The 13,633-nt window shown below is 74.0% G+C and carries 14 protein-coding genes; 6 read left to right on the forward strand and 8 right to left on the reverse strand.

Annotated features, from left to right (window positions below; genetic code table 11):
- Positions 1–11: 11 nt before the first annotated feature.
- Positions 12–1,223, forward strand: coding sequence for a histidine kinase (locus ACN9MM_RS33410; protein ID WP_426367470.1), 1,212 nt, complete (start codon positions 12–14; stop codon positions 1,221–1,223).
- Here ACN9MM_RS33410 and ACN9MM_RS33415 read toward each other — a convergent pair whose 3' ends face one another.
- The 3 genes from ACN9MM_RS33415 to ACN9MM_RS33425 form a co-directional block, all read right to left on the reverse strand.
- On the reverse strand, positions 1,224–1,730 hold the full coding sequence (locus ACN9MM_RS33415) for a hypothetical protein (protein ID WP_426367471.1): 507 nt from the start codon (positions 1,728–1,730) through the stop codon (positions 1,224–1,226).
- 204 nt (positions 1,731–1,934) lie between these two features.
- The gene (locus ACN9MM_RS33420) at positions 1,935–2,366 is read right to left on the reverse strand and encodes a PaaI family thioesterase (protein WP_382868457.1); all 432 of its coding nucleotides are present in this window, start codon (positions 2,364–2,366) and stop codon (positions 1,935–1,937) included.
- A gap of 4 nt (positions 2,367–2,370) precedes the next feature.
- On the reverse strand, positions 2,371–2,937 hold the full coding sequence (locus ACN9MM_RS33425) for a sigma-70 family RNA polymerase sigma factor (protein ID WP_382868458.1): 567 nt from the start codon (positions 2,935–2,937) through the stop codon (positions 2,371–2,373).
- Between the two features lie 260 nt (positions 2,938–3,197).
- On the opposite strand from ACN9MM_RS33425, the gene ACN9MM_RS33430 reads away from it, so the two are divergent.
- Positions 3,198–4,373, forward strand: coding sequence for a CapA family protein (locus ACN9MM_RS33430; protein ID WP_426367473.1), 1,176 nt, complete (start codon positions 3,198–3,200; stop codon positions 4,371–4,373).
- Between the two features lie 22 nt (positions 4,374–4,395).
- On the opposite strand, the gene ACN9MM_RS33435 is transcribed toward ACN9MM_RS33430, so the two are convergent.
- Entirely contained in the window at positions 4,396–4,857 is a 462-nt protein-coding gene (locus tag ACN9MM_RS33435; protein WP_426367475.1) for a universal stress protein, read from the reverse strand.
- A 105-nt stretch (positions 4,858–4,962) separates the two neighbouring features.
- Between ACN9MM_RS33435 and ACN9MM_RS33440 the strand changes: the two genes are divergently transcribed.
- Positions 4,963–5,817 (forward strand): polysaccharide deacetylase family protein, encoded by an 855-nt coding sequence (locus ACN9MM_RS33440; protein ID WP_426367476.1) that lies wholly within the window; start codon positions 4,963–4,965, stop codon positions 5,815–5,817.
- A 61-nt stretch (positions 5,818–5,878) separates the two neighbouring features.
- On the opposite strand, the gene ACN9MM_RS33445 is transcribed toward ACN9MM_RS33440, so the two are convergent.
- A complete protein-coding gene (locus tag ACN9MM_RS33445) occupies positions 5,879–6,541 on the reverse strand; it encodes a class F sortase (RefSeq protein ID WP_426367477.1) in 663 nt (220 codons plus the stop codon).
- 458 nt (positions 6,542–6,999) lie between these two features.
- Between ACN9MM_RS33445 and ACN9MM_RS33450 the strand changes: the two genes are divergently transcribed.
- Positions 7,000–7,527, forward strand: coding sequence for a hypothetical protein (locus tag ACN9MM_RS33450; RefSeq protein ID WP_383662801.1), 528 nt, complete (start codon positions 7,000–7,002; stop codon positions 7,525–7,527).
- A gap of 119 nt (positions 7,528–7,646) precedes the next feature.
- Here the strand turns inward: ACN9MM_RS33450 and ACN9MM_RS33455 are convergent, their stop codons facing one another.
- The 3 genes from ACN9MM_RS33455 to ACN9MM_RS33465 form a co-directional block, all read right to left on the reverse strand.
- Positions 7,647–8,204, reverse strand: coding sequence for a hypothetical protein (locus ACN9MM_RS33455; protein ID WP_426367478.1), 558 nt, complete (start codon positions 8,202–8,204; stop codon positions 7,647–7,649).
- 162 nt (positions 8,205–8,366) lie between these two features.
- On the reverse strand, positions 8,367–9,131 hold the full coding sequence (locus tag ACN9MM_RS33460) for a DUF4239 domain-containing protein (protein WP_426367479.1): 765 nt from the start codon (positions 9,129–9,131) through the stop codon (positions 8,367–8,369).
- A 95-nt stretch (positions 9,132–9,226) separates the two neighbouring features.
- On the reverse strand, positions 9,227–9,946 hold the full coding sequence (locus tag ACN9MM_RS33465; RefSeq protein WP_426367480.1) for a hypothetical protein: 720 nt from the start codon (positions 9,944–9,946) through the stop codon (positions 9,227–9,229).
- A 542-nt stretch (positions 9,947–10,488) separates the two neighbouring features.
- Here ACN9MM_RS33465 and ACN9MM_RS33470 point away from each other — a divergent pair.
- Both ACN9MM_RS33470 and ACN9MM_RS33475 read left to right on the forward strand, forming a co-directional pair.
- Positions 10,489–11,301 (forward strand): SAM-dependent methyltransferase, encoded by an 813-nt coding sequence (locus ACN9MM_RS33470; RefSeq protein ID WP_426367481.1) that lies wholly within the window; start codon positions 10,489–10,491, stop codon positions 11,299–11,301.
- Positions 11,298–13,463, forward strand: coding sequence for a putative bifunctional diguanylate cyclase/phosphodiesterase (locus ACN9MM_RS33475; protein ID WP_426367482.1), 2,166 nt, complete (start codon positions 11,298–11,300; stop codon positions 13,461–13,463). The genes ACN9MM_RS33470 and ACN9MM_RS33475 overlap by 4 nt, the downstream gene beginning before the upstream one ends.
- Positions 13,464–13,633 lie beyond the last annotated feature (170 nt).

Below are 13,633 nucleotides of genomic sequence, written 5' to 3' on the forward strand. Positions count from 1 at the left end.
GAGGCCCGCCGGTGAACGGCATCGCCCTCGCCGCCGCTGCCGCCGCCGGGGCCGTGCTGCTCGCCGCCGGTTTCGTCCTCGGCCGGCTCGCCGCCCGGCGTGACGGCCGCGCCGCCGCCGATGCCGACCTCGGCACACCCGTCGAACGGGCCACCTTCCACACCCTCCACACCGCCTCGCTCGCCGCGCCCCCGCTGCGCGCGGGACTCACCGAGGAGACCGCGCGCAAGGCGGCCCGCACGCTCCGCTCGCTGCTCGGCACCGAGGCGCTGTGCCTCACCGACCGGGGCGCGGTCCTCGCCTGGGACGGGCCGGGCGAGGACCACCACCGCGCGCACGTGCCCGAGCAGGCCGCCGAGACCCTGGAGACCGGCCGCAGCCGTTCCGCCCACAGCGGCTGCGACGACCCGGCGTGCCCCCTGCGCTGGGCCGTGATCGCCCCGCTCACCGGGGAGGACGGGGTCCTCGGCGCGCTCGTCGCCTACGGCTCGCGGGAGTCGGCCGTCCTCGTGCGGGCCGCGACCGAGGTGGCCCGCTGGGTCTCGGTCCAGCTGGAGCTGGCCGAACTGGACCGCTCGCGCACCCGGATCGTGGAGGCGGAGATACGCGCCCTGCGCGCCCAGATCTCCCCGCACTTCATCTTCAACTCCCTCGCCGCCATAGCGTCGTTCGTGCGCACCGACCCCGAGCGGGCCCGGGAGCTGCTCCTCGAGTTCGCCGACTTCACCCGCTACTCCTTCCGCAGGCACGGCGAGTTCGCCCAGCTCGCCGACGAACTGCGGGCCGTCGAGCAGTACTTGGCCCTCGCGGGGGCGCGGTTCGGGGACCGCCTGAAGGTGACGCTGCAGATCGCGCCCGAGGTGCTGCCGGTGACCCTGCCCTTCCTCTGTCTCCAGCCGCTCGTGGAGAACGCCGTCAAGCACGGCCTCCAGGACCGTGAGCGGGGCTGCCGGGTCACGATCGCCGCCCGGGACGCGGGCGCCGAGGCGGTGGTGACGGTCGAGGACGACGGCATCGGCATGGACCCGGAGCTGCTGCGCGCCGTGCTGCGCGGGGAGCACCCGGCGGGCTCCGGCATCGGCCTGTCCAACGTGGACGAGCGGCTGCGCCAGGTGTACGGGGCGGAGCACGGGCTCGTCATCGAGACGGGGGTCGGTGCCGGGATGAAGGTGACGGTACGGGTCCCCAAGTACCGCCCGGGGGTGCACCCTTCGGCTTCCTAGTCAGCGCAGGTGCAGCGACAGGTGCGCGAGCGGGAGGCCCAGCTTCCAGGCGGGCAGCCAGATCTGCTCGGTCTCGTCGACGGGCTCCTCGGGGTCGGTGCGGCCGTCGAGGTCGGCGGCGAGGATCCAGGTGTCCCGCAGCCGGCGCCAGGAGGTCCGCGCGAGCGCCAGGTCCGGGCCGTCGCCGCCGTCCGCCGTCCGCGCGGCGAGCCGCTCCTCGACCCACGGCGGCCAGGGCCGGTCGTACGCGGTGTGCCGCAGCCACTCGTCGACCCGGTGGGCGGACCAGGCGCCCCCGGGTCCGGCCGGGCCGTCCGGTTCCCCGGCGAGGTGGACGGTGAGGGCCAGGGCCTGGAGGCCGGCCCGGTACTCCAGTGAGCCGGGGGCCACGAGCGCGGCGGCCCGCAGCACCTCGTCGGCCAGGTACTCGGCGCACAGCCAGGCCATCGGAACGGCGAGGCCGCCGCCGCTCGTGCCGCCGGCGCCGTTCGTGCTCTCGGGCAGCAACGCTCCCACCTTCTCCCGGACGTGAGTGGCCCCGGATGTCAGGGGCCCGGGGGAGAGCCTCCTCCGTGAAGGGCGCCCGCGGGTCCCGCTTTGCTCAACTCGCCCGAGGGGTTTCGGATACGTTTCCCGGCCGGATCGGTGCGGGTGAGGTTCCTGGTGCGCGGTGGGTCGGGCGGGTCGGGAGGGGCGGGAGTCCGGGCGGGTTCAGCCGAGGAGCGCGTACACGGCGGTCGCGTGGGCCGCGGTCTCCTCGGTGCCGTCGGCCGTCATCGTGATGTCCGCGAACGCCATCCGCTTGCCGGTCTTCGTGAGCCGGGCGCGGACGAGGACGTCGGCGCCGATCACCGCGCGCTGGAAGCTGATGGACTGCTGGACGGTGGTCATCGGCACGAAGCCGCCGCGGGCCGCGGCGACCGCGATGACCGTCGCGGTGTCGGCGGCGGCCATCAGCGCCTGGCCGGAGAGGCCGCCGCCCTCGCGGGCGAGCCGGTCCGACCAGGGGAGCCGCAGCACGGCCTCGTGGCCGTCGGCGGATCCGGGGGATCCGACGGATTCGACCGTGAGCCCCAGATCGAGGACCCAGGGGGCGAAGTTGTCGGCGAGGAGCTCTTCGGCGGCGGTGAGAGTCAGCGTCACGGCGTCATTGTGGGGCCCCGGCACGGGCCCGGGCAACGGCCGCGCGCCGCGGCCGGTAGCCGGGCAGGGAGCGGCCCAGCTGCCGCAGCGCGTAGTGCGAGCGGGACTTGACGGTCCCGGCGGGGATGCCGAGGTCGACGGCGGCCTCGTTGACGGTGAGGCCGTGGAAGTAGAGACGGACGAGCACCGCGCGGTGCTCGGGGCTCAGTCCGCGCACGGCCGCCCGCACGTCGAGCGCGGCGTCGGCGGACGCGGTGGCGTCGGCGGGGTCGGGCGTCACCGCGAGGACGCCGTCGCCGATCTCGGCGGGCCGGGCGAGGCGTGAGCGGCGGGCGTCGATGGCGAGGCGGCGGGCCACGGTGAAGAGCCAGGGGCGCATCGAGGTGTAGGGGCCGTCGAAGGCCTCGGGGTGCAGCCAGGCCCGTACGAGCGTCTCCTGGGCGAGGTCCTCGGCCCGCTGCCGGTCCCCGTGCGTCAGGCCGAGCAGGAAGGAGAGCAGTGCGGGCCCGTGGTCCCGCTGGAGCTCCTCCAGGGTCCGCTCGTCGGTCGTCACCGTCGTCGCCGTCGTCATGCTGCCCGCCTCTCCCGCGCCTCGTCGTCCGGGGCGTATCCGAACGCATCCGGACGGCGGGGGACAGGGAACGGACAGCGGTCTGCGACGAACGGTCGCACCGAGCGGCGAATGGCACGGCGAACGGTCGGACGGAGTCAGTGCGTCCGTTTCAGCGGGGTTCGTCACCCCGCGCGGCCTTGACCCTTGACTGCGGCTTTCCCAGGAGATGAATTCATCAGAACAGATGTTCATCACATGAATCGGGTGGAGTGCCGGACATGACCTCACGCACCAGACCCGCGGCGGCGCTCGCCGCGCTCCTGCTCGCGGCGGCGACCGGCTGCGCCGGCGGGAGCGGCCCGGCCGACGGCACCCCCACCCCGCCCGCCCCGTCCGCCGCGCCCGGCGGGGCCTCCGCGCCCGCCGGCTTCACCCTGGTCGCCTCCGGCGACATCCTCCCGCACGACTCGATCATCCGGCGGGCCGGCGAGGACGCGGACGGGGCCGGCTACGACTTCGGCCCCATGCTCTCCGGCGCGAAGCCCGTCGTCTCCGGCGCCGACCTGGCCATCTGTCACATGGAGACCGTGTACGGGGAGGAGGGCGGCCCCTACACCGGCTACCCGGCCTTCAAGTCGCCCCCCGAGATCGCCGCGGCGCTCAAGGCCACCGGCTACGACTCCTGCTCCACCGCCTCCAACCACACCCTCGACGACGGGGCCGCGGGCCTGCGCCGTACCCTCGACGCGCTCGACAGGGCGGGCGTCCGGCACGCCGGCTCCGCCCGTACCGCCGAGGAGGCGGCGAGGCCCACCTTGCTGAAGGCCGGCGGCGCCACGGTCGCCCAGCTCGCCTACACCTACGACACCAACGGCTACCCGCTGCCCGAGGGGCAGCCCTGGGCGGTCAGCATGCTCGACGAGGGCAGGGTGATCGCCGACGCGCGCGCCGCCCGCGCCGCGGGCGCCGACGTGGTCGTCGTGAGCGTCCACTGGGGCAGCGAGTGGCAGACCGAACCCGACGGGCGGCAGCTCTCCCTCGGGCGCGCGCTGACCGCCTCGCGGAGCGGCGGGCGCCCGGACGTGGATCTCGTCATCGGTACGCACGCCCATGTGCCCCAGGCCTACGAGAAGGTCAACGGGACCTGGGTCGTCTACGGGATGGGCGACCAGATCGCCGGCGACATGATCAACCACGAGGGCTCCTACGACCCGCGCGGCAACCAGAGCAGCATCGGCCGCTTCACCTTCGCCCCGCCCAGGACCCCCGGCGGACGCTGGGAGGTCACGAAGGCGGAGTTCCTCCCCCAGTGGTTCGACACCGCGCACGGGCGCGTGGTCGACCTCGGCGCGGCGGAAGCCGGGGACGCGCACCAGGCCGGGATCCGCGACACCATCCGGGACGTGGTGCTCGGCCGGGGCGCCGACAAGGACGGCCTGGTGATGGGCAAGTAGGGCGAGGGGTGCGCCCGGCCGGTCACGGCACGACGGTGACCGGCCAGCGGCCCGCCTTCACCAGGCGGACGGCGACCGAGCCGACGAAGCGGTGGCCCGCCGACTGCGAGGCGCCCACCACCACGGCGTCCGCCGTCAGTTCGTCCGCGGCCTGGACCAGGCCCGCGTAGGCGTCGCCCCGGAAGGTGTGGAACTCCCACCGGATCCGCCACAGGTCCTTGACCCGCTCGGCGGACGTCCGGATCTCCGCGACGAGGTCGTCGGCGATCTCCTCGGTCGTCCCGGACACCGGAACGCCCAGCGCCGCGCCCGCCGGGATCACCGGCTGCACGTACACGAGCGCGAGCAGCGCGTTCTGGCGCCGGGCGAGCCCGGCCGCGTACGCCACGGCACGCAGGGAGGAGGCGGAGCCGTCGACCCCCGCCATGATCACTTTGGGGCCGTCGGTGCCGCGTTCGAACCGGCCGGGCTGCTGTTCGCTCACGCTCCGAGGCTATCGGCTCATCGGGTGTTTTCGGACGGGGGGCCGGTGTCGCTGAGCTGCCCGGACCCTCGCCCGTATGAACCATTGGTCATGAAAAAGGATGAGATGCCCAGTGGGCGCAGGGCGGTGCTGCGCCTCGCCGCCGCCCTCGGGGCCACCGCCACCGTCGGAGTCCTCGCGGCGGACCGGTTCGCCACGCCCGACACGGCCGGCGACGCCGCCTCCGGACCCCGCGGCACCCCCGGCCCGGGGCGCGCGGGGCCGGCCGCCGGACCCCAGGCCGCCCGCCCGCGCCCGTCCGCGTACCGGCTCCAGCCCATGACCGCGTACGCGCCCCCCGCCTTCCGGCGCGCGGTCCCGCCGGTGCGGCAGCGGCCCTTCCTCAGCATGTCCGGGGTCGGCCGTTCGATGGTGCTGACCTTCGACGACGGTCCCGACCCCCGGTACACCCCCGGCATCCTGGAGACCCTGCGGCACTACGACTGCCGGGCGATGTTCTTCGTCTGCGGTGAGATGGCCGTCGACAACCAGGACCTGCTCCGCGAGATGGACGCGGACGGACACGTCGTCGGCAACCACTCCTGGTCCCACCCCCTCATCCCCAAGCTCAAGCCCTCCCGGATCCGCGACGAGCTCGGTTCCACCAGCGAGGTCGTCGAGCGGGCCCTCGGCACGGCACCGCTCTGGTACCGGGCGCCCTACGGGGCCTGGAACAAGCTCTCCTTCGAGATCGGCGCCGAGCTCGGCATGGAGCCGCTCGCCTGGACCGTCGACACCCTGGACTGGACGGAGCCCGGCACCGGCCCCATCGTCCGCCGCGTCCTCGACGGCGCCGCGCCCGGCGTCGTCGTCCTCTCCCACGACGCCGGCGGCAACCGCTCCCAGAGCGTGGCCGCGCTCCGCCGCTACCTGCCCGAACTCCTCGACGCCGGCTACCGGATCACCGTTCCCCGGCGCTGACCCTCCGGAACGGCGGAAGGGCCCCGGCACCTCGGTGCCGGGGCCCTTCCGCCCGTGCTAGTTAGCGCGAACCGACCATGCGCGCGTAGACCACGACGTTCCCGTCGTAGCCACGCGCGCGCGTGTAGCCGCCGCCGCAGGTGATCACCCGCAGCTCCGGTTCGCCGTTGTCGGCGTAGACCTGCACGCCGGGGAAGTTGTCCTTGGCGTACACCTCGATGCCGTAGACCTCGAAGACCGCGACCCGGCCGTCGTACCGCTCGACCTCGATGTGCTGGCCCTTCTGCAGGGATCCCAGGCCGTAGAAGACCGCCGGGCCCTTCGCGTTGTCGACGTGGCCGACGATGACGGAGGTGCCGCGCTGGCCGGGCGCGATGCCGTTCTGGTACCAGCCCGCGAGGTTGGGGTCCTCCGGGGGAGGGGCCGCCACCCAGTCGTCCGCGTCCAGGCCCACGTCCATGACGGGGGCCGCCACCTGGATCGCCGGGATCTTGATCCGGGACGCCGGGGCGAAGGGCAGCGGCTCCAGGCCCGTGCTCGCCGCGGGCGGCGTCGGGGTGACCGGGTGCCCCGCCGGGCGGGCGGCGGCGGCGGGTTGGGGCGGCCCGAGGGCGACGTCCACCCCGTTGCGCATCATCGCGAGTCCGGACAGCATGGCGAGGGCCAGGACGCCCCAGGGTTGGCGTCTCCTGCGCTGGAAGACGCGGAAGTCCTTCGGGGGCATGGTTCTCCCTTCTCGGCGTCGTCAGAACGGTAAGGGCGGTCGCGCGGGCCGTCGCGCCGGACGGCGCGAACGGGTGGGGGCCGCCTCCGGACGGGTGTCCGGGCCCCGCGGGGAGGTCTGCGGACCGCCGGTGAACGGTGGCGCGGGGGTGTGCGGCCGCCGACCCCGCGTGCGGTGCGGCGCGAGCGGGGGCCGGAGCCCGCCGAAGCGGAGGCGACGGGCAGGTGGGTGACAGCCCGGCTGACCCATCCGAGTAATCGTCAGATAAGCATCCCGAACGGCCGTGACCTGCGAATCCGTCACCTCGGGGGGTTCCGCCCCCGGCGTGTCGCCTCACCGGGGTGGCCCAGTGCCGACATGCACGGCTCGCACCGGCTTGTGATGGTTCGTCATGGAAGGCGTACTCGTCGAATCTCCCGGAGCACCGCTTTGGGGCGTCTTCCACAGGAGGTTCAACCATGCGTGCTGCACGCACTCTGGCGGTGACGGCGACCGCGTTCGCGGCGCTCGGACTCGCGGCCCCCCTCGCCACCGCCACCCACGGGCCCAGCAGCGTGACCGTCAGCCCTTTCCAGACCGAGCGGGGCGGAGACGGCTCCAACGGCGTCACCGTGTCCCCCTTCGCGGTCCACCAGGGCGCGATCCTCACGATCACCGTCCGGGGCTGCGCCGGAGGCACGGTCACCTCGAACGCCTTCCCGACGACCACGCTCCCCGCCGCCGTCAACGGGGTCTCCACCGCCACCCCCCGCATCTTCAACAACGCCACGCCCGGCCAGTACAACCTGGCCGTCCAGTGCAACGGCCGTACCCTCACCCAGCCGTTCCGGGTGCTGGCCGGCCAGGGCGCGCAGGGTGGCCTCGGCGGCTCGATGGCCCCGAGCTCCACCGAGATGGCCGTCGGCGGCTCGCTCGTCGCCGCGGCCGCACTCGGCGGGGGCCTCTTCATCGCCCGCCGCCGGCGCCTGACCGGCGCGGGAGTCTGACCGGCCGAACCTCCCGGTCGGCCCGCTGTGCCCGTCGCCCCCGAGTCCCACCGGGACCCGGGGGCGACGGGCGTCCGCGGGACGCCGGGCACCGCTCCGGTCCGGGCCACGACGCCCGTTCAGTGACGCCGGCCCGCGCCGCTGCGAAGGCGGATCGCGTAGACCGCGGCGCCCGAGACGGCGGTCACGGCCAGCGCCCCGCCCACGGCCACCTCGGCGGTGCTCGGGGCCATCGAGCCGCCGAGACCGCCCTGCACCCCGCGCGGGGGCGTGAGGATCGTGGCGCTGATGGTCGGGGTGGCGGTGGGGGAGCCGCTGATGGTCAGGGCGACGGTGTCCTGCACGCCGCCCGTGCAGTTGAAGAGCACCGTGTACACGGCGCCGCGCTTGGCGTCCGCGTCCACGGTGGCGGTCACCGCCGCACCCGGTGCGATGGTGGCCGTGTCGAAGATGCCCGCCGAGGCCGTCGCCGTACTGGCGCAGCCGGGGGCGCTCAGCGTCACCCGGCCCCCCGGGGCGACGACCGCGGGCGACACGAGGAAATCGCCCGGTGCCTTGGCCCCGGGTGCCCGCGCGCCGGACGCGGGAGCACCGTCCGCCGCGAGGGCGGCGGGGGCGGCCAGGGCGAGGGCGGCCGCCCCCAACAGGGCAGTGGTGGCGGCACGTATCGCGCGCATGGTGAATCCTCCGGGTCCCGGGGCGCAGCCGCGGAAGGGGGTTCCCGCGAAGGGCGTGCGCCTCGATGCCCGAAACGCTAGGAGCGCACTACCACAGCCGCGATCCCAGACGTGCGAATGGGGCACCCATGTCCCCCGGGCGGCCCACTCGCACGGGGCGGCTCACCGCGTGATCTGCGGGAACAGATCGGTGAACGGCGCGGCGGTGGCCGAGATGCCCCGGCCGAACGGCGCGTCGAAGTCCCAGATGAGGAACAGCAGGAACGCGATCAGGACGCTGAAGAGCCCGGCGAGCAGCAGCTCCCGGCCGGTCCTGCGGATCTGCAGCGTGAAGATCAGGCCGACCGTCACCAGTGCCCCGATGATCAGGCCGAACCAGACCACCCCCGGCATGGTGGCCCCCGCGTTCTGCCCGCGCGCCCCGCGGGCGTCGTCGGCGGCGGCCACCTGGTCCACCAGGGGCTGGTACGCCTGCCCCTCGAAGTCGTTGGCCGGCTGGTAGTCGGTGACGCTGCGCCGCACCCGCTCCAGGAGCGCGGTGCCCTCGTCGCTGAGCTCCCCGTTCTCGGCCATGTACGTCCACTCGTCGTGGACCACGTACGAGACGTACGCGTCGACGTCGGCGCGGATCCGGGAGCGGACCTCCTGCGGGTACACCTCGGCGCGCGCCGAGATCTCGTGCATCGCCTGGGCCTCCTGCCGGACGGTCTCCTGGGCGGCCCCCCGGGCCTCCCAGACACCGGCGATGGCCAGACCGAGCACGATCGCGTAGATCACGCCGATCATCATCGTCATGTACTCGATGACGTCGGGGGTTTCGTTGGGGTCGTCGTCCTCGGGGAGGCGACGGTTGTTCATGACGACGATGGTGAGCACGACGGCGCAGGCGGCGGCCATCGCGAGGGAGAGAACAAGCCAATCGGACATGGATTCCTCCGGCGGGGTTCAGAGGGTCGGTGGGGCGGCGGGATCGGTGTGGCCCGTGGGGCACTTGGGGCCCTCGGGGTCGACGGGACCCGGGGTCACTTGGACCGGGGGCGCAGGATCGCCGTCGCGAGCACGGCGGGGGCGGTGATCATCAGCGTCGCCGTGACGACGGAGGTGCCGCCCTGCTTCTTGGCCCGTGCCGCCTGGCGGTAGTGCGGCAGTGGCACCGGTGAGGGGGCCGGCGGCCGGGCCCGCACGGTGGGCGTCGGGGACGGGGGAGGCGGTGGTGCGGGCGCCGGCCGCGGCGGCCTCGTGGGCGGAGGCGCGGGGGACGGCGGTTCCGGTCGCGGCGCGGGCCTGGTGGCCGGCGGCTTCGGCACGGGCCGCGGCGGCACCGGCTCGGGCGGCACCGGCTTCGGCGTCGGCTTCGGGGAGGGGGACGGCGAGGGCGACGGGGGCTCGGGCGTCGGCGTCGGGGTGGGCGTGGGCGTCGGGGTGGGCGTGGGCGACGGGCACGGCGGGGGCGGTTCGGGGTCGCAGGGCTTCGGGTGGTGGTGATGCCCGTGCCCGTGGCCCTTCCCGTCGCCGTGGTGGTCGTGGCCCCCGCCCTTGCCGTGGCCCTTCCCGCCGCCGTTGCCGTGGTCGTCGCCGTCGTGGTGGCCGTCGCCGGCGACGGCCACCACGATCAGCGAACCGCCCGAGTCGGTCGAGGCGTAGGCGCAGGCGTCGGCGGCGGCGGGCACCGGTGCGGCGAGCAGCCACACGAGCCCGAGGGCCGCCAGCGGCCGCGCGAGGAGTGATCCGTACAGAGACACGCCGTCGAGCTTGATCACAACGGCGGCGCGCCGGGGCGGAATCCGGCGGGATTCGCCAGATGGAGGGGATCTCCGGATGTGGGGGCTTGACGTTTCGCCGGGTGTCGGCGTCGGATTCGGCGCAATGCCCGGTAATGCCGGGCGCGATGATTCAGGACGGGTGGCCGACACGGTCCGTTCAGGCCTCCCGGCCAAGAACTGTCCGGTTGTCGCCCTGTCGGACGGGCAGGCCAACAGGGCATCCTGCACCGGCGACCGGGCCCCGGGAGCGGCAACAGCCGAGGTACGGACGGGGCCTGGGGCTCCGTCGGCCGCGACCGGCACCGTCCCGGGAGCCGACGCACGATCATATGCACGTGAATTTGCACAGCCTGAAGGCGTGAACTCTGCGTTCCAAGAGCACGTGCCAATGGCGTGTGACCAAGAACGGACCGCGAATTTCCGTTTCTACTCGCTCTCCCGGCGGGCGATCAGTAGCCTCACCTCGAACACCGGCCGCGAACACATGGCCGCATCCCCGTGGCGACTTGTTGGAGACATTGATGGAGCGTCCCGCCTGGGCTCCGCCCGGTATCGACATTTCGGTGCCGAGCGTGTCCCGTATGTACGACTTCTATCTGGGCGGCTCGCACAATTTCGAAGTGGACCGGGAAGCGGCGCGCAAGGCCATGGAGTTCATGCCGGGCCTGCCCAAGGTCATGCAGGCGAACCGTGCCTTCATGCGGCGCGCCGTGCGTCACGCCGTTGACAACGACGTCACCCAGTTCCTCGACATCGGCTCCGGCATACCCACCTTCGGCAACGTGCACGAGGTCGCCCGGGCCGCCGACCCCGCCGCCCGCGTCGTCTACGTCGACCACGACCCCGTCGCCGTGGCCCACAGCCGCGCCGTCCTGGAGGGCGACGACAGCGCGGCCGTCGTCGCCGCCGATCTGCGCAAGCCCGCCGACATCCTGTACAGCCCCGACGTGACCCGACTCCTCGACCTGGACCGGCCGGTGGCCCTGCTCCTCGTCGCCGTGCTGCACTTCCTGGAGGACGAGGACCGCCCGTACGAGGCCGTCCGCGAACTCGTCGACGCCCTCGCCCCCGGCAGCCTCGTCGTCCTCACCCACGCCTCGTACGAGGGCATCCCCCTCACCGAGGAGCAGGCCGGCGGCACCGTCGGCGTCTACCGCAACATCCGCAACCCCCTCGTGATGCGGTCGGGCGACGAGATCGCCCGCTTCTTCGACGGCACCGAACTGATCGAGCCCGGACTCGTCCCGATGCCGCTGTGGCGGCCGGACAGCCCGGCCGAGGAGGAGGATCCGTACGCCTTCTCCGGGTTCGCAGGGGTGGGGCGCACGGCGTGAAGGTCCCGTCGCAGCCGACCGGCGCCGTCGCCGAAGCCGACGGCCCGGAGGACAGACTCAGGCGGTTCGTCACCATCTGGAGCCGCGCGATCTTCCCGGTGACGGCCACCTCGCTGACCCGCGCCGAGTTCGAGGGGCACCTGCTGCCGCTGGCCCGCACCCTGTGCGACGCCCTGCACGCCCGCCCCTTCGACACGGCACCCGCGCAGCGCGCCGGAGCGGCCCTCGTCGCCGCCCACTGCACCGACCCGGACGCGCTCGGCCGCAGCCTCGGCGTCGTCGACTCGTACCTGGTGCTCTACTGCGGTACGGAGTCGGACCTCGCGACCGAGGAACTGCGGGCCCGCTGCTCCCGCCTCCAGCACGCCATGGCCGCCGGCTACGCGCAGGCCCTGCGCGAGCGGACCCGCGCCGAGCAGGAGGCCATCGCCCGCTCCGCGCTCGCCGCCCGCAGCGCCGCCGAGATAGCCCTGCACGCCACCGAGAGCCGCTTCCGCGCCGTCTTCGACGGAGCGGCGATCGGCATCGGCATCGCCGACCTCGACGGCAACGTCCTGGAGGTCAACGAGACCCTCACCCGCATGTTCGGCGGGATGGAGGGCCAGGTGCGCAGCCGGAAGGTCAGCGAGTGGGTCCACCCGGAGGACGGGCCGCACGTCTGGAAGCTGTACGAGGAGCTGGTCCGCGGCGAGCGCGAGCACTACCGCGTCGAGAAGCCGTACTACCGCGGTGACGGAACGGTTCTGTGGACCAACCTCACGGTCTCGCTCCTCCGCGACGCCGAAGGCCGCCCCCAGTACCAGCTGGCCCTCATGGAGGACACCACCGAACGGCGCCTGCTCCATCTGCGCCTGCGGTACGAGGCCACCCACGACGCGCTCACCGGGCTGCCCAACCGGACCCTGTTCTTCGAACGCCTGGAGAAGGCGCTCGCCCCCGGCGAGAACGCCCGCTTCGGCCTCTGCTACCTCGACCTCGACGGCTTCAAGGTCATCAACGACAGCCTCGGCCACTCCACCGGCGACCGGCTGCTCGTCGAGGTCGCCGACCGGCTGCAGAGCTGCGTCACCGGCGGCGGCGAGATGGTGGCCCGGCTCGGCGGCGACGAGTTCGTCGCCCTCACCACCGCCCCCGGCGGCGAACGGGACGTCACCGAACTCGCCGACCGCATCCTCGCCGCCCTCGCCACCCCGCTCCGCATCGACGGCCGCGAACTCACCGTGCGCGGCAGCCTCGGCGTGGTCGAGGGCCCGGCGGGGGAGCGGACCCCGGCCGAGGTGCTCCGCAGCGCCGACATCACCATGTACCGGGCCAAGTCGGCGGGCGGCAACCGCTTCGAACTCGCCGACCCCGAGGCCGACGCGCGCGCCATCACCCGCCACGGGCTCACCACCGCCCTGCCGACCGCCCTGGAGCGCGGCGAGTTCTTCATCGAGTACCAGCCGCTCGTCCACCTCGGAGACGGCAGCGTGCACGGCGCGGAGGCCCTCGTCCGCTGGTGCCACCCGCAGCACGGCGTGCTCGGCCCGGACCGCTTCATCCCGCTCGCCGAGGACACCGGCCTCATCGTGCCGCTCGGCCGCTGGGTGCTCCAGGAGGCCGTGCGCCAGGCCCGCTTCTGGCAGACCCGGCACTCCGACGGCGGCCCGCTGCGGATCAACGTCAACCTCTCCCCGACGCAGCTCCACCACCCGCGCCTGGTCGCCGACACCGTCGACGTCCTGGAACGCTCGGGGCTCGAACCGGGCGCGCTCTGCCTGGAGGTCACCGAATCGGCCCTGATCGGCGCCGACGAGGACCTCCTGAAGCCGCTGCGGCAGCTCGCCGAGATGGGCGTGGACATCGCCCTCGACGACTTCGGCACCGGCTACTCGAACCTGGCGAACCTGCGGCGGCTGCCGGTCAGCGTCCTGAAGCTCGACCGGTCCTTCACCCGGGGCATGCAGCAGCATCCGGTGGACCCGGTCGACCTCAAGATCGTCGAGGGGATCGTGTCGCTGGCGCACAGCCTGGAACTGGCGGTCACCGTCGAGGGCGTCGAGACGGGCGCCCAGGCCCGACAGCTCCGCGACCTCGGCTGCGACACGGCCCAGGGCTGGTACTACGCCCGCCCGGGCGCCCCGGACCGGATCCACTCGCTGCTCCTGGCGGACGCGGTGTAGCCCCGCGGCCGGGCGGTGCGCTCACGCCTGCGCGGGCCCGCGCCCCGACGAGCGTCACCGACCCCCGCGCGGGCCCGCGCCCTCGGCCGGCGCCCCGCCCGTCGCGTGCAGGCGTTCCACAGGGGGCGTCGCCCGGACGATTGCCAACACGCAGTGGGGCACCGCCCAGC

This window comes from Streptomyces sp. E-08, assembly GCF_049913095.1.
In the GTDB taxonomy this organism is placed as follows: Bacteria; Actinomycetota; Actinomycetes; order Streptomycetales; family Streptomycetaceae; genus Streptomyces.